A 21,200-nucleotide genomic window follows, 5' to 3' on the forward strand; every position below is an offset into this window, starting at 1 on the left:
CACTCCTTTGTTCAGGATCCGCGCCCGACCGTTCCTGAATTCAGGCACAGTCGCGGCCCGCCGTCAGGCCCAGCCCGCCGAGCCGATCCTCCGCCCGCCGGTACGGCAGATGCGTCGATCGCGAGAGCACGGCGCGGATGTCGTCAGCGGTCAAGTGGTGCTCTTCGGCAAGCCGACGGGCCGCCAGCGCCACCCGGGCGTCCCACACGTCGGCGCGCGCGAGGTCAACGAGCGTGCGAGCCGGCGTAGTCACCCGGATCGGCCCGAAGTCAACGATCTCGTCAGCGAAGTCGCGCACCCGATGCCCGTGCGTCAAGACCTCCGCCTCCCACGGCGCTTCGGCAATTGCGCCCCAGACCCAGGCCGCCGTCAGGCGCACCGCGACCGCTGCCGGAGTCACACGCGGCGCGAGGGCCAGCGCCCGCCGCCACGGAACATCGAATTCGGCGATCGAGCAGAACGCCCGGTCGAGGGGAAACACGTCTCCGTCGAGGGCGGCGGCCTGTAACTCGACGGAGGGGAGCTCAGCGGTGGTGAGAACGGACGGAAGCGAGGTGGTCATGACTCCAGCCTCGACGAACGAGACGACGAGGATCCGCGGCCACCCCGATCTGTGGACAGCCGCTGGCCGCCCCGGCGCGGTGGAGGCCCGCCCCGCGCGCCCGCCGAGGCGCCCACGAGTGCCCGAGCGGCACCGACCCTTCAAGACGGCATAGCCCCCTGAAGACGGCGCAGACCCGCTTAACCGGCACAGACCCGCGTCCTAGGACACGGGTCTGAGCCGATAACGAGGGTCCGAGCCGATAGCGAGGGTCTGAGCCGATTTGCAGAGCCCGAGACGAACGCGATGTCTAGCCGAGCGCGTCCAGCCAGACGCGACGGGCGTCGAGCGCCTCCTGAGCGTCTTTGATCGCGCGCTTGTCGCCCGAGGCCTGTGCCGCCTCGAGCTCGGTCTCGAGCTTCGCGATGGCACTCTGCAGCTGGCCGGCGAGGCCCTCCGACCGGGCTTTGCGCTCCGGGTTGTTCTTCTGCCAGAACTCTTCGTCGAGGGTGCGAACGTGCGTCTCGATCTTGCGGAGGCGGTCTTCGACGGGTCGGACCTGCTCGCGCGGAACCCGACCGATGTCGTCGAAGCGCTGCTGCAGAGAGATCAGAGCGTCGCGAGCCGCAACCCGGTCGGTGAGCGCAAGGATCGCCTGGCCCTCGTCGAGCAGAGCGTTCTTCGCCTCGAGGTTGGCGCTGTACTCTTCTTCGTCTTGCGCGACGAGGGCGGTCTTCGCCCCGTAGAGCACGTCGCCGGCAGCCTTGAATCGGGCCCAGAGAGCGTCGTCGTACTTCTTGCCGGCGCGGCCGGCGCGCTTCCAGTCGTCGAGCAGCTGGCGGTAGGTGGGGATGCCGTCGGCACCCTTCGGCGCCAGCTCTTCGGCACGCTCCACCAGAGCCTGCTTGCGGCTTCGGGCGTCACGGTGCACCGAGTCGAGCTCGGCGTAGAAGGCTTTACGGTGCGTGTCGATCGTCGAGCGGGCCGCGCGGAAGCGCTTCCACAGGTCGTTGCCCTCGCCCTTGGGAATGCGCGGGCCGTCTTGCTGGTGCTTCTGCCAGCGCGAGAAGATGTCGTCGACGGACGCGGTGACCTGTTTCCACTGGACCCGCGCGGGATCCTGAGCCGCCAATGCCTCGGCTTCGACGACGAGAGCCGTGCGGTACGCGACGGCCTCCGCCTGAGCGGCCTGCGCTTCAGCGCTCTGCTGCTGGGTCAGTTCGACGACTGTCGTGTCGAGAGCGGCGACTCGAGTGCGCAGGGCATCGATGTCGCCGACGGCGCTGGGCTCGGCCAAGGCCTCTTTGAGGTGGCCGACCGCCTTCGAGACGTCGGAGGCGCTGGCACCCCGCTTGACGCGCTGCTCGAGGAGCGTCACCTGACCGGCGAGCTCGGTGAACTTGCGTTCGTAGTAGGCGAGTGCCTCTTCGGGGGTCGCGTCGGGGTACTGGCCGACGGCGCGTTCGCCATCGGCCTGTCGGACGTAGACCGTCCCGTCGTCATCGACTCGGCCCCAGGGCGCCTGATCGTTCGTAGCCACAATTCCACCTTGCTGCGTGTCTCGTCGGTGAGGTCCATCAGCCTCTCGCGATGGATGTTCAGCCTATTGCACAGACGCGAAGCCTGGGCGGAGCCTTGGAATGAAGCTACTTGATGGTGGCGGCGGTGATCGTCGTCGCGACCTTGGGCGCGCCGTCCGTCGGGCTCTTCGCCGAATCTGCGGGGGTCAGGCCCTTATCGGTGATGTTCTTCTCCATCGACGACAGGCCGGAGGTCACCTTGCCGACCACTGTGTAACCGCCGGTCGTCCCGTCGAGGGTCGTGGGGCCATAGACGATGAAGAACTGCGTGGCCTGGGAGTCGGCCGTCGAGGCCCGCGCCATGGCGATGACGCCGGTCTTGTACTCGGAGTCGGCGGGCACGTTCTCGAGAGGGCCGAACTGGTACCCGTCGTCGCCCGTGCCATCGGCCTTGGTCGCACCGCACTGGAGGAACTTGGCGCCGTTGCCGTTGCTCATCCGCCAGCAGTGCGTGCCCTCGTAGAAGTTCTTCTTGATCAGGGTCACGAGCACGCTGGTCGCCTGAGGCGCCTTTGCGCCGTCGAGTTCGATGCCCAGCGTCACGTTCGAGTTGAGCTTCAGCGAGCCCGTCCAGGTGCGGTCTTCGGCGATGCTTTTCGACGGCACGGCGGAGGCGGCAGACGCCGAAGCGGACGGCGACGAAGCTGCCGTCGATGCGGGGGAGAACCCACCCCGGGCGTAGACGATCTGCGCGCCCGTTCCGAGAGCGCCCACGAGCACGACGGCGATGATCGCGGCAACGTTGTCACGGAACCGACGCTTGGTCTGCACCCCGTACACCTGCTGACGGGCGGTGTAGCGCCTCAGCCGCTCACGGGCTTCACGGTCGTTCTTGCTCGGTGCCACGGATCCTCCAGAATGAGCTGGCGCCCCCGGAGGAGCGTGAAGCAGGTTCAGCCTGAACTGTAACGGAGGAGCGGCTCCGACCACGGCAGGCGGTGTCGGGGGTCCGGTCTAGCATGAGTTCTCATGAGCCCGCTTTCGCGCGTGCGGCAGAGTTCCACCCCTCTGGCCGTCCGCATGCGCCCCACCAGCCTCGACGAGGTCGCCGGCCAGAAGCACCTGCTGCGACCGGGTTCGCCGCTGGTGCAGCTCGCGTCCGACACCTCCGGCGAGTCGGGTGCCGTCTCGGTGATCCTGTGGGGTCCGCCCGGCACGGGTAAGACGACTCTTGCGCAGGCGGTCGCCCACAGCTCGGGCCGACAGTTCGTCGAGCTCTCGGCCGTCACCGCGGGTGTCAAAGACGTCCGCCAGGTGATGGAGAAGGCGCTCACCAACCGCGATCTCTACGGCACGACGACCGTGCTGTTCCTCGACGAGATCCACCGCTTCACCAAAGCGCAGCAAGACGCTCTGCTTCCCGGGGTCGAGAACGGCTGGATCATCCTCATCGCCGCGACGACCGAGAATCCCTCGTTCTCCGTCATCACTCCGCTCCTCTCCCGGTCGCTTCTCCTCACCCTCGAGCAACTGAGCGACGACGACCTCGCCGAGCTGGTGCGACGCGCCGTCCGCGACCCCCGAGGCCTCGACGACAGTGTCACTCTCGACGACGACGCCCTCGCGATGATCGTGCGTCTCGCCTCGGGCGATGCCCGCCGTGCGCTGACGGCCCTCGAGGCGTCGGCGCAGTCCGCGTGGGCCATGGCCGACGTCGAGGCCGATGCGGGCTCGGTCGACGACCTCGACGAAGACGACGATGAGGCCGACGAAGACGACGAAGACGACGAAGACAACGACAAGGATCCAGCCCGGCCCCGCGACGACACCGACCCGCAGTCCGGGCCCGCCCCGCTCATCACCTCCGAGCTCGTCGCCCAGTCCGTCGATCGGGCGCTGCTCCGGTACGACCGCAACGGCGACGAGCACTACGACGTCATCTCGGCGTTCATCAAGTCGGTGCGGGGGAGCGACGTCGACGCCGCACTCCACTATCTGGCCAGGATGATCGAGGCCGGGGAGGATCCTCGGTTTATCGCCCGGCGCATCATCGTCTCGGCCGCAGAAGACATCGGGATGGCCGACCCGCAGGCCCTCCTCATCGCGATGGCCGCGGCCGATGCGGTGCAGATGATCGGCATGCCCGAGGGCCGCATCCCGTTGGCTGAGGCCGTTGTCTACCTCGCGACCGCTCCCAAATCCAACCGCTCCTACCTCGGCATCGATCAGGCCATCGCCGACGTGCGAGCCGGCAAAGCCGGCCGCGTGCCGAAGCACCTGCGCGACGCGCACTACCCGGGCGCCAAACGGCTCGGCCACGGCAAGGGCTACAAGTACGCCCACGACTCCGAGTTCGGCGTCGTCGAGCAGCAGTACCTCCCCGACGAGCTGGTGGGGCGCAGCTACTACGACCCCACGAGCAACGGCAATGAGCGCGACGTTACGGCCAGGCTCGAGAAGCTGCGGAGAATCACCCGGGGGCACTAATGCTCCCGCACATCCTTCTCTCCATGTAAGCTTGAACGGTTGCCTGTATTCAGGGCGTCGAAGCGCGGCTGCGGAAGACGTTCTGATCAAGGTGAGACGACCTGTAGCCGGTCGGCCACCGCGGCGATCACCCCTCTTGTTACGAACGCCGGCGCTCGCGCGCTTGACGCTCATTTCATTTCCATTTTCGACAAGGAAGGGAACCGTGTCCACTAAGTCACGTACCCGCAGCAAGACCCGTCTGTCGCGTGCCCTCGGCATCGCGCTGACCCCGAAGGCCGCCCGCTACCTCGAGAAGCGTCCTTACGCTCCCGGTGAGCACGGCCGCACCAAGCGCAAGACCGACAGCGACTACGCCGTCCGTCTCCGCGAGAAGCAGCGTCTGCGTGCCCAGTACGGTATCCGCGAAGCTCAGCTCAAGATCGTCTTCGAAGAGGCCCGCAAGGCCAAGGGCCTGACCGGTGAGAACCTCGTCGAGCTCCTCGAGACGCGTCTCGACGCACTGATCCTGCGTGCCGGCTTCGCCCGCACCACGGCTCAGGCTCGCCAGATGATCGTTCACCGTCACATCCTCGTCGACGGCAAGCTCGTCGACCGTCCCTCGTTCCGCGTCAAGCCGGGCCAGATGATGCACGTCAAGCCGAAGTCGGAGTCGATGGAGCCCTTCCAGGTCGCCGCCGCCGGTGGTCACGTGGACGTCCTCCCCAAGCTTCCCGCGTACCTCGAGGTCGAGATCGACAAGCTGCAGGCGAAGCTCGTTCGTCGCCCGAAGCGCGTCGAGGTCCCCGTGACCTGTGAAGTCCAGCTGGTCGTCGAGTACTACGCCGCCCGCTAGACCCTTTCTTCACCCGGCTTCTCCTCCTCCACAGGGAGAGCCTCTCCACAGACAGGGAGCAGCCCGCCTCGCGCGGTCTGCTCCCTTTCTGCATCTCGGTAGGATTGACGGCAGTCCATTCGAAGGAGCTCCAACCGTGAAATCCCTGTTCTTCCTGCTCGTCGGCACCGCCCTGGGCTTCGTCGTGGCCCACAAGGTCAACCAGACACCGGCCGGTCGGGAGTTCTTCACGGGTCTCGACAGCCGCCTGTCGCGTTTCTCCACGGCCGTGGCCGATGGCTATCGCAGCCGCGAAGCCGAACTGCGCGATCGCGACTGATCCGTCGCGCCTCGAATCCGACGCACCAGCGACTCCGACACACCAGATCTGAGAGACCACCATGCAGACCGCTGAAATTCGCAACCGCTGGCTGAAGTACTTCGGCGACCGTGGGCACACCGTCGTGCCGTCCGCCTCGCTCGTGAGCGACGACCCCAGCCTGCTCTTCGTCGTGGCCGGCATGGTGCCGTTCATCCCGTATCTCTCCGGCCTGGTGCCGGCGCCGTACCCGCGGGCGACGAGCGTGCAGAAGGTCATCCGCACCAACGACATCGAAGAGGTCGGCAAGACGCCGCGCCACGGCACCTTCTTCCAGATGAACGGCAATTTCTCGTTCGGCGATTACTTCAAAGAGCAGGCGATCACCTACGCGTGGGAGCTGCTGACAACCCCGGAGGCCGATGGCGGGCTCGGGTTCGACCAGAAAGACCTGTGGGTCACCGTCTACAAAGACGACGACGAGGCCATCGCCCTCTGGAAGTCGATCGCGGGCCTTCCCGACGAGAAGATCCAGCGTCTCGACAAAGACACCAACTACTGGCACACCGGCCAGCCGGGCCCTGCCGGCCCCTGCTCCGAGATCTTCTTCGACCGTGGCCCCGCCTACGGCATCGACGGCGGACCCGCCACCGACGACGACCGCTACGTCGAGATCTGGAACCTCGTGTTCATGCAGTACCAGATCGACAACGTGCGCTCGAAGGTCGACTTCGACATCGTGCGAGAGCTACCCAACAAAAACATCGACACCGGCATGGGTCTCGAACGAGTCGCCTTCCTCAAGCAGGGGGTCGACAACATGTACGAGATCGACCAGGTGCGCCCCGTGCTCGACCGTGCCGCCGAGCTCTCCGGTCGGGCCTACGGCGCCGACCACGACGACGACGTGCGCATGCGCGTCATCGCCGACCACGTCCGCTCCGCGCTGATGCTCATGAGCGACGGCGTGACCCCGTCGAACGAGGGCCGCGGCTACATCCTGCGCCGCCTCCTCCGACGGAGCGTGCGCTCGATGCGCCTGCTCGGTGTCGAAGGCGCGACCTTCCCCGAGCTCTTCGCCGCCTCGCGCGACGCGATGAAGGCCGCCTACCCCGAGGTCGAGACCGACTACAGCCGCATTTCGCGCCTCGCCTTCGCCGAGGAGGAGACCTTCCTCCGCACCCTGGCCTCCGGCACCGCGATTCTCGACGAGGCGGTCGACCAGACCGTCGCCGCCAGCAAGAAGGAGCTCAAGGGCGACACCGCCTTCCTTCTCCACGACACGTTCGGGTTCCCGATCGACCTCACCCTCGAAATCGCCGAAGAGGCCGGCCTCACCGTCGACCGCACTGCGTTCGACACCCTGATGCAGGAGCAGCGCTCTCGCGCCAAGGCCGACGCGAAGTCGCGCAAGACGGCCCTCGCCGACCTCAGCGTTTACTCGGCGTTCCGAGGCCGGGGCGAGACGGTCTTCACCGGCTACGACTTCCTCAACACCGAGTCGCGCATCCTGGGTCTGATCGTCGGGGGCGAGTCGGTCGATCGAGCCGTGGCCGGCGACATCGCCGAGGTCATCCTCGCCGAGACCTCGCTCTACGCCGAGTCGGGTGGCCAGGAGGCCGATGCGGGCAGCATTGTCGGCAACGGGTTCGACCTCGAGGTGCTCGACGTGCAGAAGCCCGTCAAGGGCCTCATCAGCCACCGCGTGCAGGTGCGATCCGGCGAGGTCGGTGTCGGCGACGCCGCCACCAGCGTGGTCGACCCCACGTACCGTCGCGGAGCAACGCAGGCACACTCGGCGACGCACCTCATCCACGCCGCCCTGCGGCAGGTGCTCGGCCCCGAGGCGCACCAGGCCGGCTCGTACAACAAGTCGGGCTACATGCGCCTCGACTTCAATTGGTCGAACCCCCTGTCGGCGGGCACCCGCAGCGAGATCGAAGACATCGCCAACTCCAAGATCCGCGACGACCTCGAGGTCACGACTCGCATCCTCCCGCTCGACGAAGCGCGCGCGGCCGGAGCCATGGCCCTGTTCGGCGAGAAGTACGGCGAGGAGGTGCGCATGGTCGACATCGGCGGCCCCTGGTCGCGCGAGCTCTGCGCCGGCACCCACGTGTCGCATTCGTCGCAGATCGGTCTGATCAACCTCGTCGGTGAGTCATCGATCGGATCGACCAACCGCCGCGTCGAATCGCTCGTCGGCGTGGACGCCTTCCGCGACTTCGCCACCGAGCGTTCGCTGATCAACCAACTGACCTCCTCGCTCAAGACGCCGCGCGAGCAGCTTCCCGATCGCATCGCCGACCTCGCCGGTCAGCTGAAGGCGGCCGAAAAGCGGATTGCCGAGTTCGAAGCGGCGGCCCTGCAGACGCGCGTTCCCGCACTCGTCGAGAAGGCTTCGGCCGTGGGCGATCTGCGTGTCGTCTCAGAACACGTCGGTCAGGTGAAGTCGGCCGACGAACTGCGGAGTCTGGCGACGAACGTTCGCGAGCGTCTCGGATCCTCGGTTCCCGCCGTCGTGGCCCTCGCGGCCGACGTTTCGGGCAAGCCAGCGGTCATCGTGGCGACCAACGCCCCGGCGCGCGACGCCGGCGCCAAGGCCGGCCTTCTGGCCCGCACCGCGGCCGGCATCCTCGGTGGTGGCGGAGGCGGTAAAGACGACCTCGCTCAGGGCGGAGGCTCCGATGTGTCGGCGATCCCCGCCGCACTCACCGCCATCGTCGAAGCGCTCAGGTCCTGATCATCGATACGGGGTTTCGCCGCGGGGCGCGGATCGGCGTCGATGTGGGCAAAGCCCGCATCGGCGTCGCGCGCACCGATCCCCACGGTCTGATCGCCACGCCGATCGAGACGGTCACGCGCTCGGGCAGCCCGAAAGACACCGGTGCCGCCGGCGACGACGTGAAGACGATTCTGGCGCACGCCACCGAGCTCGACGCGATCGAGATCGTGGTGGGCCTGCCCCTGTCACTGTCGGGCGGCGACACCCCGTCGACGTCGGACGCGCGCGAATTCGCGGAGCGTCTGGCGCGGGGCGCGGATCCTCGGCCAGTCCGTCTCGTCGATGAACGTCTCTCGACGGTGACCGCATCGTCGGCCCTCCGCGCCTCCGGTCGGTCGTCGAAAAAGCAGCGGTCCGTGATCGATCAGGTGGCCGCCGTTATAATCGTCCAGCACGCCATCGACCTGGAACGATCGAGCGGACGTCCACCGGGCTCCCTTGTTCCCGTGACGACGAATTCCGACGAGAAACGGTAGAACGTGGCAGACGAACCCTCCTGGGACGACATCTTTGCCGGCACCCCCTCCGAGAAGCGCACGACGACGACGTCGCGGCGATCGGGAGAGACGGCCGACGAGCCGGAGCAGAGCGGCCAGCCCCTGCAGGGCGGCCTTGCGCAAAGCGGACAGGTTCCGCCGAGCGGACAGACCCCTCCTGTGACGCCCACGGTGGCCGATCCCGGCCCGTCGCGGCGCGACCTCCGAGCTCGGCGCGAAGAAGAGGAGCGTCGACGCGGACGCGCGGCTCCCCGCAAGACCGAGCGCCCGAAGCGAGCACCGCAGGCGTCAGCGGAGGCTGCGGCACCCCCACCGACGGCGCCGGTCGAGCGTCGACGATCTCGCTGGCGAAAGCCGGGCACCTGGATCCTGATCGCCGTTCTCCTGATCGTCGTCGGCGGTGGTGGAGCCGTCATCTCGACCCTTTACAAGCAGTACGCCCCCGGCATCCAGTCGCTGTTCGGCGGCGAGCCCGACGACGACTACGCCGGGTCAGGCAATGGCACCAAGGTCGAGTTCACGATCGTCTCGGGTGATATCGGCGAGACCATCGCGTCGAAGCTCGCGAAGGCCGGTGTGACCAAGACGTCGGCCGCGACCTACAGCCTGCTGCTGGCGAACAAAGAGATCTCGTTCCAGCCCGGTACCTACTCGATGTTCGAGCACATGAGCGCGCAGTCGGCCATCGACCGCCTCCAGTCGACGTCGGCCCGGATCACCACCAAGATCGTGATCCCCGAGGGCACGACCCTCAAGGGCATCATCAGTCTGACGGCCAGCGCGACGAAGATCCCGATCGCCAAGGTGAAGAAGGCCGCGGCCGACTACAAGTCGTTCGATCTGCCGTCGAACGCGACGAGTCTCGAGGGCTACCTGTTCCCCGCGACGTACGAGCTCGAACCGAACAAGACCGCTCACGCCTACCTGCAAGACATGGTCGACGAGATGAAGAAGCGCCTCACCGCCGCGGGGGTGCCCGAATCGAAGTGGGAGCGCACGGTCATCTTCGCGTCGCTCATTCAGAAGGAGGCCGGTCTCGCGGCCGACTACCCGAAGGTCGCGCGGGTGTTCCAGAACCGGATCGACGACGGAATGCTGCTGCAGTCCGACGCGACCGTGGCGTATGGCGCAGGCACGACCGACCGGGTCACGACGACCGACGCCGAGCGTACGGACGCGAGCAACAAATACAACACCTACGTGCACAAGGGTCTGCCCGTCGGGCCGATCTCGAACCCCGGTGAGATCGCCATCGAGGCCGCCGTCAAGCCGGCGACCGGCACGTGGGTCTACTTCGTGACCGTCAACCTCGACAGCGGCGAGACCGTGTTCTCGACCACCTATGCCGAGCACCAGAAGGCCGTGACGCAGTTCCAGTCGTGGCTGCGGGCCCACCCCGAGTACCAGTAGGCCGGGGGAGCCTCGCGACGGGGCAACCGTCGCGTGTGGAACAATCGACACATGCTTCGATGGTTGACCGCGGGTGAGTCTCATGGCCCCGAACTGATTGCCGTTCTCGAAGGAATCCCGGCCGGTGTGCCGGTGTTCCTCGAAGACATCCAGAGCGACCTTGCGCGCCGCAAGCTCGGCTACGGCCGCGGCTCGCGCATGAAGTTCGAGCAAGACGAGCTGCACATCTCGGGTGGTGTCATCCACGGGCGCACGATCGGCAGTCCCATCGCGCTGCGCGTCGGCAACACCGAATGGCCGAAATGGGAAGAGGTCATGAACCCCCAGCCGGTGGAGGTGAGCGAGGCATCCCGTGGTCGCAGCGCTCCGCTGACCAGGCCCCGACCCGGTCACGCCGACCTGGTCGGCATGCAGAAGTACGGCTTCGACTCCGCTCGCCCCATCCTGGAGCGCGCCAGTGCCCGCGAGACCGCGGCTCGGGTCGCCCTCGGTGCTGTCGCGAAGTCGTTCCTGGCCGAGCTCGGCATCGAGCTCGTCAGCCACACTCTCTCGATCGGACCCGTCCGCGTGCCCGAGGGTCGGCCCCTGCCCACGCTCGACGACCTCGAGGCGCTCGACGGCGACCCGCTGCGCTGCTTCGATCCCAAGACGTCGGCCCTGATGGTCGCAGAGGTCGACGACGCGAAGAAGGCCGGCGACACTCTCGGCGGTGTCGTCGAGGTACTCGCCTACAACCTCCCGCCCGGCCTCGGTTCGCACGTGCAGTGGGATCGCCGTCTCGACTCACAGCTCGCCGCGGCCCTCATGGGCATCCAGGCGATCAAGGGCGTCGAGGTGGGTGACGGCTTCTTGACCACCACCCGCCGCGGATCCGAGGCGCACGACGAACTGCGGCAGACGAGTCGTGGCATCTCTCGCGACACCGATCGCGCCGGAGGCACGGAGGGCGGTATGTCGACCGGCACCGTGCTTCGCGTCCGTGCCGGCATGAAGCCGATCGCGACCGTGCCGCACGCTCTCGCGACCGTCGACGTCGCCACCGGCGAGACGGCCAGCGCCCACCACCAGCGCTCCGACGTCTGCGCGGTTCCGGCCTCCGGCGTCGTCGCCGAGGCGATGGTCGCTCTCGTCCTCGCCAACTCCGTGCTCGAGAAGTTCGGTGGCGACTCGATCGACGAGACGAGCCGCAACATGACCAACTACCTGGCGGCGATTCCCGAGCTCCTCACGACGACGACCGAGAGCGGCGCCCCCGCGACCCAGTTCTGATGTCGGAAGAGCGTCACCGCCCCGTCGTGCTGATCGGCCCGATGGGGGCCGGCAAGACCAGCGTCGGCCGCCGGGTCGCCAAACGCCTCGGTCGTGCTTTCGTCGACACCGACAAAGAGATCGTCAAGGAGCACGGCCCCATTCCCGCCCTGTTCGAGTCGCTCGGCGAACCCGGGTTCCGCGAACTGGAGCGCGATGCGGTGATCTCTGCCCTTGCGGGCACCGTCGTCGTGTCGCTGGGTGGTGGGGCAGTGCTCGACGAGGGCACCCGCGCCCGACTTCGTGACGAACGGGTCGTTCTCTTGACGGTCACTCCCGAGGCAGTCGAATCCCGAATCCGAGGATCCGACCGACCCCTCCTTCATCACGGCGGCATTGCGGCGTGGAAGCGCATCGCTGCCGAGCGCGCCCCCATCTACGCCTCGCTCGCCGACCTCACCCTCGATACCTCGAACAGACCCCTCTCGCACGTCGTCGACGACATCGTGGCGTGGGTCGAAACGGAGCCCACATGACCGACGCACCAGAGACCGATCCGACCGCCGAGACGTTGACGGCGGGTACGCCGACGACCATCATCTCCGTCTCCGGCGCCTCGCCCTACGACGTGCGAATCGGTCGCGGCGTCGTCGCGGAGGTGCCCGACCTCCTCGGCCCGCAGACCAAGAAGATCCTCATCGTGCACGCCCCGCCGCTCGGCGCCCGGGCCTCGGCCCTCCGCGAGTCGCTGCTGGCCCGCGGCTACGAGGCGCTCATCGCCGAGATCCCGGACGCCGAGGCCGGCAAGCGCGTCGAGGTGGCATCCTTCTGCTGGCAGATCCTCGGCCAGGCCGACTTCGCCCGGACCGATGCCGTCATCGGCCTCGGCGGCGGAGCGACGACCGACCTCGCCGGATTCGTCGCGGCCACCTGGCTGCGCGGTGTTCAGCTCGTACAGATCCCGACCACGGTGCTCGGCATGGTCGACGCGTCGATCGGCGGCAAGACCGGGATCAACACCGCCGAGGGCAAGAACCTCGTCGGCTCGTTCTACGCCCCGGCCGGCGTGCTCGTCGACCTCGATCTGCTCGACGGCCTTGCGCGCAACGACGTCCTCGCCGGTTTCGCCGAGATCGTCAAGGCAGGGTTCATCGCCGAGCCCGAGATCCTCGACATCGTCGAGGCCGACGTCGATCGCGTCGTCGACCCGACGACCCCGGAGTTCCGGCGCGTCATCGAGCTCGCGATCGGTCTCAAGGCGCGCGTCGTCGGCGAAGACTTCACCGAGGCAGGGCTCCGCGAGATCCTCAACTACGGGCACACGCTCGGCCATGCCATCGAGCACGCCGAGCGTTACCAGTGGCGGCACGGAGCCGCTGTCTCGGTCGGCATGGTGTTCGCCGCCGAGCTGTCGCGGCTGGCGGGGCGCCTGTCGGATGAGGTCGTGGATCGGCACCGCCGGATCCTCGTGTCTCTCGGTCTGCCGATCAGCTACCCGACCGGCCGCTGGAACACGCTGCTCGCTACGATGCAGCGCGACAAGAAGACCCGGGCCGGAATGCTGCGCTTCATCGTGCTCGACGACACGGCCCGGCCGACGGTGCTCGAGGCACCCGACTCCGGTCTGCTGTTCGCGGCCTACCAGGAGATCGGGGCGTGACGACCGCCACCCACGCAACAGTGCTGGTCGTTACCTCACCCGACGTCGGCGGGCCGGATTCGCGGTATCCCTCGGCGCATTCGGCGTCGTCGGGAACTGCGGCGGGCCTCCTGGTCGCGTTGGAATCCGTCGATCCGTCGATCATCGTGGTGGCTCGGCAGACCGACGACGAGGCCGAACTGATCTCGTGGCTTCACGAGGCTGCCGACCGGGGCTGGGGTGTCGTGATCGATCCCGCCGCGTTCACGAGCTACTCGTACGGGTTGCGCGACGCGGCCGCGCTGGTCGTCGAGGCCGGATTGCCGGTGATCGAGGCGCATCTCACGAACCCGGTATCGCAGGGGGAGTCGCGGCAGTCGAGCGTCATCTCCGCCGTATCGACCGGCATCATCGCCGGGTTCGGCCTCGACTCGTACCGGTTCGCGGTCGCCGCCGCGGGGGCGCGCGTCGCCGACCGGAGGGACGTCGCCAGTCGGCAAGACGCCGCCAAGCACGAGGACGACGCCAATCAGCAGCACGTCGCCGAGCAGCAGCGGGTCGTCCTGGAGCAGGCGCAGCGTTAGAACCTTGGACAAAGCTTCCCAGGTGAGGCTAGGACGGCCCCGAAGTGCGACCGCGAGGGTCGGCGCCGTCAGCGAGACTTCGGAACATGCGCGAGAAGTAAGCCGCCACGAGTGCGGCCTGGCCGAGCACCCAGGTGCCAACGGCCGGGAGCACGAGTTCACCCGTCGGTGTTCCCGCGGCGGTACGGACTCCGAGCAGCGTCGTCGCCACCACTGCTGCGAGCCCAAGGACGACGGCGAGGATCCGCACAACGTATCTCGAACCCGACCTCGACGGCTTTCGCAACCGACCCCGAAGGATGATCGCGTAGAGAGCCACGAACAGCAGCATCGAGGCGAGCGCCGTGACGACGTTGACGAGATCGCCGAGGGGCCTCAGCACGGTGAATCCGCCGAGGACCACGGCGAACAGGAGGGCCTCCGTGGCCCAAAGGCCGATGGTGAACCCGGGGGAGTCGTCGTTGGTCGGCCCGTACGAGACGAGGTCGGGGTTCGGGCGACGGTTCAACGGGACGTAGGGCTCGTCGTCGCTCACGACCTGTGGACTCCCATGACGACACCGTACCCATCCGGCTTACGATGAGCCGCATGACGCCTTCCGCTCCCGTGTCCACGCTCGACGGCTGGGCCGTGGTGCCCTACACCGGGGGCGGGCTGACCTACGACTGCTACGAGAAGGGCTCCGGCCCGGGCGTCGTGCTGATCCCCGAGGTGCCGGGCATCACGCCCGAGGTGCTGGGGCTCGCCGACCACCTCGTCGACGAGGGCTTCACCGTCGTCGTGCCCTCGCCCTTCGGAGAGCCGGGCCGTGCGCCGACGACGGGCTACGTCCTGGGCGTGGTCGCTCGTCTCTGCGTCGCGGCAGAATTTAGGGCTTTCGCAGTCGGTGCGCACCGGCCCATCACCGACTACCTGCGAGCAGTGGCCGCCGACCTCGCGGCGCGCACGCCCGGCACCGGCGTGGGCGTGATCGGCATGTGCTTCACCGGCGGCTTCGCTCTCGCGGCGGCTGTCGACGACTCCGTTTCGGCGTCCGTGCTGAGCCAGCCCTCCGTTCCGTTTCCTCTCGGAAAGGCGCGGGCCAAGGATCCAGGCCTCTCGCCTGCCGAATTCGACCGCGTGGCCGCCCGGGCCTCTGCCGGCGAGGTCTGCGCGCTCGGCCTGCGATTCTCGGGTGACCGCGCCGCTCAGGCCGCGCGCTTCGCGACCCTGAAGAACCGTTTGGGCGACGCGTTCGAGATGATCGAACTCGACTCCTCGCCCGGCAACGAGGGCGGCTTCTCGAAAAACGCGCACTCGGTGATCACGAGCGAGGTGCGTGAGGCACCGGGCCATCCGGCGCTGGCGGCGCGCGAGCGCGTGGTGGCGTTCCTCCGGGAGCGGCTCACCTCTTGATTTCTCGCCGAGCGCTCGCTCCCGTGCCCGTGATCCGAGCGTCGGCTACACTTGTCGATGGCCGAATCCGGCCGACGTGCCGCATCCCTCGGGGTGCCGTGCACCAGCCACTTTTCTCTCATCTTCAAAGGATTCCTCGCATGGCGACTACCAACGACATCAAGAACGGCGCCGTTCTCAACCTCGACGGCCAGCTCTGGAACGTCATCGAGTTCCAGCACGTCAAGCCCGGCAAGGGCGGAGCGTTCGTCCGCACCAAGATGAAGAACGTGATGAGCGGCAAGGTCGTCGACAAGACGTTCAATGCCGGCACCAAGATCGACTTCGCGAACGTCGACCGCCGCGAATACACCTATCTGTACGCCGAGGCCGATGGCTACGTGTTCATGGACACCACCGACTACGACCAGATCAACGTGCCCGCCACGATCGTCGGCGACTCGAAGAACTTCATGCTCGAAAACCAGAACGTGCAGATGGCGTTGCACGACGGCGACCCGCTGTACATCGAGCTTCCCGCGTCGGTCGTACTCGAGGTCACCTACACCGAGCCCGGTCTCCAGGGCGACCGCTCGACCGGCGGCACCAAGCCCGCCACCGTCGAGACCGGCTACGAGATCCAGGTGCCGCTCTTCCTCGAGACCGGCACCAAGGTCAAGGTCGACACGCGCGACGGCAGCTACCTCGGCCGCGTCAACGACTAGGTCGCGTCTCCACAATGAGTGCTCGCACCAAAGCGCGTAAGCGCGCCCTCGACGTGCTCTACGTCGCCGACATCCGCCAGATCTCGATCGACGATGCGCTCGTCGCCGAGACGCAGCGTGCGCTCGACACCCCCGAGCGCAACTCGAGCTGGGGCTACGCGCGCGACATCGTTCAGGGCGTCATCGAGAATCGCCCCGAGATCGACGAGCTGATCGAAACGTATTCCCAGGGCTGGACTCTGGCCCGGATGCCCACGATCGATCGGGCCATCCTGCGCATCGGCATCTGGGAGCTCACGCACAACGACGACATCCCTGACGCCGTGGCGATCTCGGAGGCCGTCGAGCTCGCGCAGAGCCTGTCGACCGACGATTCGGGCAGCTTCGTCAACGGCCTTCTGGGCCGGATCGCGACCACGACCGCGTCCTAGCGAGGCCTCTCACGCCGAGTGCCGCCGAATGCTCTCCGCCCAGCCCGGGCGAGAGCATCTGGCGGCACTCGGCGTTTTGCCCGACGACTAGTTGCGCACAACACTATTGCGCGCAATGTGCTAGCGTGATCGTCATGCCCACCGCACCGACGCCCCTGCTCGACGAGCAGATCTGCTTCGCGCTCTACAGCGCGTCGCGGGCGCTGACGGCGCGGTACCGCGATCTGCTCGAGCCTCTCGGCGTCACCTACCCCCAGTACCTCGTGTTGCTCGTGCTATGGGAAGAGGGGCCCGTCACCGTCGGCTACCTCGGCGACCGCCTCAACCTCGACTCCGGCACGCTGTCGCCCCTGCTCCGTCGCCTCGAGACCTCCGGCCACGTCATTCGAACTCGCACGCCGGGCGACGAGCGCGTCGTCGAGGTGTCACTCACCGCGAGTGGCACCGAGCTGCGGGGCGCGACCGCCTCGATCCAAGACGGTATCTGCCAGGCGACCGGGTTGGATCCTGAGGCCCTTCGCTCCCTGCAACAGCAGATCGCCACGGTCGCGGCGCACGTCCGCCAGGCCGCCTGACTTTTCCGACTCCGCATTCCCACCCCTCAAGAAAAGAGACATCATGCCCACTCGCACCTCTCGCACCGCCTGGAACGGAAGCCTCGAAGAAGGATCCGGCCAGGTCGAACTCAGCTCGTCGAAAATCGGCACCTACGACGTGTCGTTCCCGAAGCGTGCGGCTGACGACGCCAACGGAGCCACCAGCCCCGAAGAGCTCATCGCCGCCGCTCACTCGTCGTGCTACGCCATGCAGTTCTCGGCGATCCTCGGTGCCGCCGGCGGCACCGTCGAGGCTCTCGACGTCAAGGCCGACGTCACCCTCGGCCCGGACAAGGCTGACGGTGGCTTCAAGCTGACCGGCATCCACCTCACCGTTCGCGGCGAGGTCTCGGGCGTCGACGCCGACGGTTTCGCCAAGGCCGCCGCCGAAGCGAAGGCGACCTGCCCCGTCTCGAAGGCGCTGACCGGAGTCGAGATCACGCTCGACGCCCAGCTCGAGAACTAGCAGCGGCGCCCCGCGCGCACGCTCGTTTGCGGCGGCGACGGTGGTCTTCGGACCACTGTCGCCGCCGCTTTGCTGTGAGCAGCGCCGAACCGCCGCTTTCGGATTCGGCGACTCGCGCTTAGGTTGGAGGTAGGGGAAGGTGCCGTACCGCGCCGCAGTTGTCGCCAGAATGGAGAGGTACCTCCGTGACCACTGAATTCATCAGGCATGCGGGCGATTCGCTCGCATCGACTCGCATCCTCGATGGCTCGAGCCCGCTCGGCTGGGCCTTCCGCGAGGCACCGGTCGCGCCCGAAGACAACGGCTGGAGATTCCTGTCGCAAGACGACAACGAGACCTTCATCAACACGCCCGGCAACATCAGGGTCGCCGACTTCAATGCAGTCGCGGAAATCGAGCCCGCCGTCATCGCCATCTACGGGTTTCCGGTCGGCACCGATCTCACCTTCGTCATCGAGCCCAGCGGGGCCCGGAAGTTCGTCGACAGCACGACGCGCGAAGAGGTCGCGCTGCCGTACCTCCCGTGACCGACCTCCGCACGATCGCGAGAACGGCCGCCGGAATCTTCGGCGGTACACCCCGGGTCGTGAAGTTCTACGACGAGTCCGAAGAGCACTCCGTGGAGATCCTGAGCTGCACGCCCTCGCCCGAACCCGGACTTACCTCATACTCCACGATCGGCATGAGCGCGTTCGACAACGACACGACGATCGGCCCGCGGCAGCTTCGAGTCGAAGTCGTCGGCATCGCTGCCGACTCGACGACCGCGTTCTCGGGCGGCCTGTCTTCGTGTGCGTTCAATCTGGCCCACGACCGCTTCCAGATCCAGCCGAAGCGCGTCTTCCCGCGCGTATTCGAAGGCTACGGGCAAGACGTCACGACGCCGCACGCGCTCATCTGGTATCAGTTCGGATGGGCGGGCGACTTCGAACCCCTCGTCGACGACGAGACCCACATCGAGTGGCTGATGGCGATACCGATCACCGACGCCGAATTCACGTTCTTCGAAGCGAACGACGCGGACGCCCTGATCGACGTCTTCGAGGCGAACGATATCGACCTCTACGACCTGGGCCGCGCGTCGGCGCTTTGATCGGTCCGGCTCGAAAGCGCGGTGACGGCAGTGACCACTAAATTCATCCCGAACGCGGGCGGTTCGATCGCCTCGTCGAAGTTCCTCAACGGCTCGAGTGCACTCGGGTGGGCGTTCCGCGAACCGTCGGTGGCGCCCGAAGACAACGGTTGGCGCTTCATGTCTCAGGACGACGACGCGGACTTCGTCAACACGCCTGGAAACATGCAGCTCGCCGACTTCAACCGCGTCGCCGAGATCGAGCCGCTCGTGCTCGCCATCTACGACTTCCCCGTCGGCAGCGACTTCATGTTCGTGCAGGGGGCCGACGGCTCGCGCAAGTTCGTCGACAGCGCGACGCACGAAGACGTGGAGCTTCCCGCGCGCTCGTGACCGACCCCCGCACAATCCGTCTGCCCGGCACGCCTCAGCCGAGCGAGTCGCGGACGCGCCGAGGATGCGTGACGAAGTCAAGGGCATCCTTCTGATCCAGAGTCCCCGGGAAGTTGGCCGAAGCGAACCGGCCGTTCGGATCATACGGACTCGTGGGCCGAACAAGCGGACACTGGGCCAGAGCCGCCAGCAGCACCCTCTTCGTCTCGTCCGAGAGCACTTCGTGGTCGTCGCGGAGAAGCAGGATCGTGGCTCGACGACGAGGGGATCGGCCCTGGCCGAAGCGGATCGATAGGGCCTGCCGAGGGTCGCTCGTCGGAGTGACCACCGACGCCGTGTCGATGACGTCGAAGCCGAGAACACGGGATCCCACGCGCAACCGGCGGCCGGCTAGATCGATCGCGACCCGACGGTCGGTCGCCCCGATGATTGCGATGAGGAGAAGCGCGGAACCCGCCATGATCGCCGCGGAGATCACCAAGGCCACACCCAGAGGAACGAAGTCCCACGGGGAGGTGTCGAATCGCTCTCGGGGGTTGAAGACGAGAAGGGGACTCGCCACCACCATCAACCCTACGAAGAGACGACCCTGCCGAGCGAGCAGCGCCTTAAACGCCGACCTGTCGAATTCGAACCAGGTGCCCTTTTCGCTCGCGGACGTCACGAGGGGACCCTACCGCCCGACGTCCCCGGCCCGCCGAGACCGCTAGGCTTGGACACGTTCTTACGACCCACCTTTAAGAGCCGTCCAGAGAGACGGAGAAGGGAGGTCCGATTGAGCACACGCACCGTGCTGAGTCAGGCTGACATCACCCGCGCGCTCACGCGCATCGCCCACGAGATCCTCGAAGGCAACCGTGGCGCTGACGATCTCGTCGTGATGGGCATTCCCACTCGCGGCGTCGTTCTCGCCGATCGCATCGGCGAGGCCCTCCAGTCGATCAGCGGCCAGGCCGTTCCCGTCGGCGCCATCGACGCGACGCTCTACCGCGACGACCTCCGCCGACAGCCGACCCGTGCGCCCAGGCCGACGACCGTGCCGAGCGGCGGGATCGACGGCAAGACCGTCGTGCTCGTTGACGACGTGCTCTATTCCGGCCGCACGATCCGGGCAGCCCTCGACGCGCTGAGCGCCATCGGCCGTCCCAAAGCCGTCCGGCTCGCGGTCCTGGTCGACCGGGGCCACCGTGAGCTGCCGATCCGAGCCGACTACGTGGGCAAAAACCTCCCGACCTCGACAGCCGAGCGCATCTTCGTCCGGCTCGAACCGGTCGACGCCCTCGACGAGGTGGCGATCGCCGACGAGCGAACCGACGCCCGCAGCGAAGGGGGAGCGTCGTGAAGCACCTCCTGAGCACTGCCGACCTGTCGCGCGACGAGGCCATCCAGATCCTCGACATCTCCGAAGACATGGCGGCCGTCTCGACCCGTGAGGTGCGCAAGCTGCCGACGCTGCGCGGCATCACGGTCGTCAACCTGTTCTTCGAAGACAGCACCCGCACGCGCATCTCGTTCGAGGCCGCGGCCAAGCGCCTCAGCGCCGACGTGATCAACTTCTCGGCCAAGGGGTCGAGCGTCTCGAAGGGCGAGTCGCTCAAAGACACCGCGCAGACGCTTGCCGCGATGGGTGCCGACGGCATCGTGATCCGGCACCCGGCATCGGGCGCACCCCGCGTGCTGGCCACCAGCGGCTGGGTCGATGCCGGCGTGGTGAATGCTGGCGACGGCACCCACGAGCACCCGACACAGGCCCTGCTCGATGCGTTCACGATGCGCCGCCGGATCCTCGGCGATTCCGCTCGCGGACGCGACCTCGACGGCGTCAAGGTCATGATCGTCGGTGACGTGCTGCACTCCCGCGTCGCCCGCTCGAACGCCTGGCTGCTGAAGACCCTCGGCGCCCATGTCACCTTCGTGGCCCCGCCGACTCTCTTGCCGAACGGCGTCGCCGCCTTCGACGCCGACGTCTTCTACGACTTCGACGAGGCGCTGGCACGAGTGAAGCCCGACGTCGTGATGATGCTGCGCATCCAGCAGGAACGCATGAACGACGCGTTCTTCCCCAACGGCCGCGAATACGCCCGCTCCTGGGGCCTGAGCGCCGCACGCCTCCACGGGCTGCCCGAGCACACCCTCGTCATGCACCCCGGGCCGATGAACCGCGGGCTCGAGATCAGCGACGAGGCGGCCGACTCGCCCCGATCGACCGTGCTCGAGCAGGTCACGAACGGCGTCTCCGTCCGCATGGCCGTGCTCTATCTGACCCTCGCCGCCGGCGTCACGAACTGAGAAGAGACCA

Annotated in this window: 25 protein-coding genes; 20 read left to right on the forward strand and 5 right to left on the reverse strand. The window is 67.4% G+C overall.

Translation table 11 applies throughout. The features are described 5' to 3' along the window. Positions 1 to 40: 40 nt before the first annotated feature. The 3 genes from VH571_RS05035 to VH571_RS05045 all read right to left on the reverse strand — a co-directional run bounded on the left by VH571_RS05035 (position 41) and on the right by VH571_RS05045 (position 2,967). Entirely contained in the window at positions 41 to 562 is a 522-nt protein-coding gene (locus VH571_RS05035) for a hypothetical protein (RefSeq protein ID WP_423263589.1), read from the reverse strand. 289 nt (positions 563 to 851) lie between these two features. Beyond that, positions 852 to 2,081 carry a DUF349 domain-containing protein gene (locus VH571_RS05040; protein WP_055957990.1) on the reverse strand — a complete coding sequence of 410 codons (1,230 nt, stop codon included), beginning with the start codon at positions 2,079 to 2,081 and terminating at the stop codon, positions 852 to 854. Between the two features lie 106 nt (positions 2,082 to 2,187). Then, positions 2,188 to 2,967 carry a peptidylprolyl isomerase gene (locus tag VH571_RS05045; protein WP_423263590.1) on the reverse strand — a complete coding sequence of 260 codons (780 nt, stop codon included), beginning with the start codon at positions 2,965 to 2,967 and terminating at the stop codon, positions 2,188 to 2,190. Between the two features lie 123 nt (positions 2,968 to 3,090). On the opposite strand from VH571_RS05045, the gene VH571_RS05050 reads away from it, so the two are divergent. From VH571_RS05050 to VH571_RS05095, 10 genes are all read left to right on the forward strand, one after another. Continuing rightward, positions 3,091 to 4,548 (forward strand): replication-associated recombination protein A, encoded by a 1,458-nt coding sequence (locus tag VH571_RS05050; protein WP_423263591.1) that lies wholly within the window; start codon positions 3,091 to 3,093, stop codon positions 4,546 to 4,548. 205 nt (positions 4,549 to 4,753) lie between these two features. Continuing rightward, on the forward strand, positions 4,754 to 5,383 hold the full coding sequence (gene rpsD, locus VH571_RS05055) for a 30S ribosomal protein S4 (protein ID WP_055957982.1): 630 nt from the start codon (positions 4,754 to 4,756) through the stop codon (positions 5,381 to 5,383). Between the two features lie 136 nt (positions 5,384 to 5,519). Beyond that, positions 5,520 to 5,702, forward strand: a complete 183-nt coding sequence (locus VH571_RS05060) for a hypothetical protein (RefSeq protein WP_055957979.1) — start codon at positions 5,520 to 5,522, stop codon at positions 5,700 to 5,702. A gap of 61 nt (positions 5,703 to 5,763) precedes the next feature. Beyond that, positions 5,764 to 8,424: an alanine--tRNA ligase gene (gene alaS, locus VH571_RS05065; protein WP_423263593.1), complete on the forward strand. Its 2,661-nt coding sequence runs from the start codon at positions 5,764 to 5,766 to the stop codon at positions 8,422 to 8,424. A 2-nt stretch (positions 8,425 to 8,426) separates the two neighbouring features. Further along, entirely contained in the window at positions 8,427 to 8,942 is a 516-nt protein-coding gene (ruvX, locus tag VH571_RS05070; RefSeq protein ID WP_423263769.1) for a Holliday junction resolvase RuvX, read from the forward strand. A 3-nt stretch (positions 8,943 to 8,945) separates the two neighbouring features. Continuing rightward, the gene (mltG, locus tag VH571_RS05075) at positions 8,946 to 10,373 is read left to right on the forward strand and encodes an endolytic transglycosylase MltG (RefSeq protein WP_423263594.1); all 1,428 of its coding nucleotides are present in this window, start codon (positions 8,946 to 8,948) and stop codon (positions 10,371 to 10,373) included. Between the two features lie 51 nt (positions 10,374 to 10,424). Further along, positions 10,425 to 11,642 carry a chorismate synthase gene (gene aroC / locus VH571_RS05080; RefSeq protein ID WP_423263595.1) on the forward strand — a complete coding sequence of 406 codons (1,218 nt, stop codon included), beginning with the start codon at positions 10,425 to 10,427 and terminating at the stop codon, positions 11,640 to 11,642. Next, entirely contained in the window at positions 11,642 to 12,157 is a 516-nt protein-coding gene (locus tag VH571_RS05085; protein ID WP_423263596.1) for a shikimate kinase, read from the forward strand. Before aroC ends, VH571_RS05085 begins: the two co-directional genes overlap by 1 nt. Continuing rightward, entirely contained in the window at positions 12,154 to 13,281 is a 1,128-nt protein-coding gene (gene aroB / locus VH571_RS05090; protein WP_423263598.1) for a 3-dehydroquinate synthase, read from the forward strand. Before VH571_RS05085 ends, aroB begins: the two co-directional genes overlap by 4 nt. Then, the gene (locus tag VH571_RS05095; RefSeq protein ID WP_423263599.1) at positions 13,278 to 13,844 is read left to right on the forward strand and encodes a type II 3-dehydroquinate dehydratase; all 567 of its coding nucleotides are present in this window, start codon (positions 13,278 to 13,280) and stop codon (positions 13,842 to 13,844) included. The genes aroB and VH571_RS05095 overlap by 4 nt, the downstream gene beginning before the upstream one ends. Positions 13,845 to 13,872: 28 nt before the next feature. On the opposite strand, the gene VH571_RS05100 is transcribed toward VH571_RS05095, so the two are convergent. Continuing rightward, positions 13,873 to 14,379 carry a hypothetical protein gene (locus VH571_RS05100; RefSeq protein ID WP_423263600.1) on the reverse strand — a complete coding sequence of 169 codons (507 nt, stop codon included), beginning with the start codon at positions 14,377 to 14,379 and terminating at the stop codon, positions 13,873 to 13,875. Positions 14,380 to 14,432: 53 nt separating this feature from the next. Here VH571_RS05100 and VH571_RS05105 point away from each other — a divergent pair, with 53 nt between their 5' ends. The 8 genes from VH571_RS05105 (at position 14,433) to VH571_RS05140 (ending at position 18,901) form a co-directional block, all read left to right on the forward strand. Beyond that, entirely contained in the window at positions 14,433 to 15,239 is an 807-nt protein-coding gene (locus tag VH571_RS05105; RefSeq protein ID WP_423263601.1) for a dienelactone hydrolase family protein, read from the forward strand. A 140-nt stretch (positions 15,240 to 15,379) separates the two neighbouring features. Next, positions 15,380 to 15,943: an elongation factor P gene (efp, locus tag VH571_RS05110; RefSeq protein WP_055957947.1), complete on the forward strand. Its 564-nt coding sequence runs from the start codon at positions 15,380 to 15,382 to the stop codon at positions 15,941 to 15,943. A gap of 14 nt (positions 15,944 to 15,957) precedes the next feature. Continuing rightward, positions 15,958 to 16,374, forward strand: a complete 417-nt coding sequence (nusB, locus tag VH571_RS05115; protein WP_055957945.1) for a transcription antitermination factor NusB — start codon at positions 15,958 to 15,960, stop codon at positions 16,372 to 16,374. A 134-nt stretch (positions 16,375 to 16,508) separates the two neighbouring features. Next, positions 16,509 to 16,949 carry a MarR family winged helix-turn-helix transcriptional regulator gene (locus VH571_RS05120; RefSeq protein WP_423263602.1) on the forward strand — a complete coding sequence of 147 codons (441 nt, stop codon included), beginning with the start codon at positions 16,509 to 16,511 and terminating at the stop codon, positions 16,947 to 16,949. Between the two features lie 43 nt (positions 16,950 to 16,992). Then, positions 16,993 to 17,436, forward strand: a complete 444-nt coding sequence (locus tag VH571_RS05125) for an OsmC family peroxiredoxin (RefSeq protein ID WP_055957942.1) — start codon at positions 16,993 to 16,995, stop codon at positions 17,434 to 17,436. A 185-nt stretch (positions 17,437 to 17,621) separates the two neighbouring features. Continuing rightward, complete coding sequence (locus tag VH571_RS05130; protein WP_423263603.1) at positions 17,622 to 17,963, forward strand: immunity protein Imm33 domain-containing protein; 342 nt, start codon at positions 17,622 to 17,624, stop codon at positions 17,961 to 17,963. Further along, complete coding sequence (locus VH571_RS05135) at positions 17,960 to 18,529, forward strand: suppressor of fused domain protein (protein ID WP_423263604.1); 570 nt, start codon at positions 17,960 to 17,962, stop codon at positions 18,527 to 18,529. Before VH571_RS05130 ends, VH571_RS05135 begins: the two co-directional genes overlap by 4 nt. Positions 18,530 to 18,559: 30 nt before the next feature. Next, complete coding sequence (locus VH571_RS05140; RefSeq protein ID WP_423263605.1) at positions 18,560 to 18,901, forward strand: immunity protein Imm33 domain-containing protein; 342 nt, start codon at positions 18,560 to 18,562, stop codon at positions 18,899 to 18,901. A 34-nt stretch (positions 18,902 to 18,935) separates the two neighbouring features. On the opposite strand, the gene VH571_RS05145 is transcribed toward VH571_RS05140, so the two are convergent. Beyond that, positions 18,936 to 19,565 carry a hypothetical protein gene (locus tag VH571_RS05145; RefSeq protein WP_423263606.1) on the reverse strand — a complete coding sequence of 210 codons (630 nt, stop codon included), beginning with the start codon at positions 19,563 to 19,565 and terminating at the stop codon, positions 18,936 to 18,938. Positions 19,566 to 19,676: 111 nt separating this feature from the next. Here VH571_RS05145 and pyrR point away from each other — a divergent pair, with 111 nt between their 5' ends. Then, complete coding sequence (gene pyrR, locus VH571_RS05150) at positions 19,677 to 20,243, forward strand: bifunctional pyr operon transcriptional regulator/uracil phosphoribosyltransferase PyrR (RefSeq protein WP_194604731.1); 567 nt, start codon at positions 19,677 to 19,679, stop codon at positions 20,241 to 20,243. After that, entirely contained in the window at positions 20,240 to 21,190 is a 951-nt protein-coding gene (locus tag VH571_RS05155) for an aspartate carbamoyltransferase catalytic subunit (protein ID WP_194604734.1), read from the forward strand. The genes pyrR and VH571_RS05155 overlap by 4 nt, the downstream gene beginning before the upstream one ends. The last annotated feature ends 10 nt before the right edge of the window (positions 21,191 to 21,200 follow it).

Source organism: Frondihabitans sp. 4ASC-45, from assembly GCF_049472575.1.
GTDB lineage: Bacteria > Actinomycetota > Actinomycetes > Actinomycetales > Microbacteriaceae > Frondihabitans.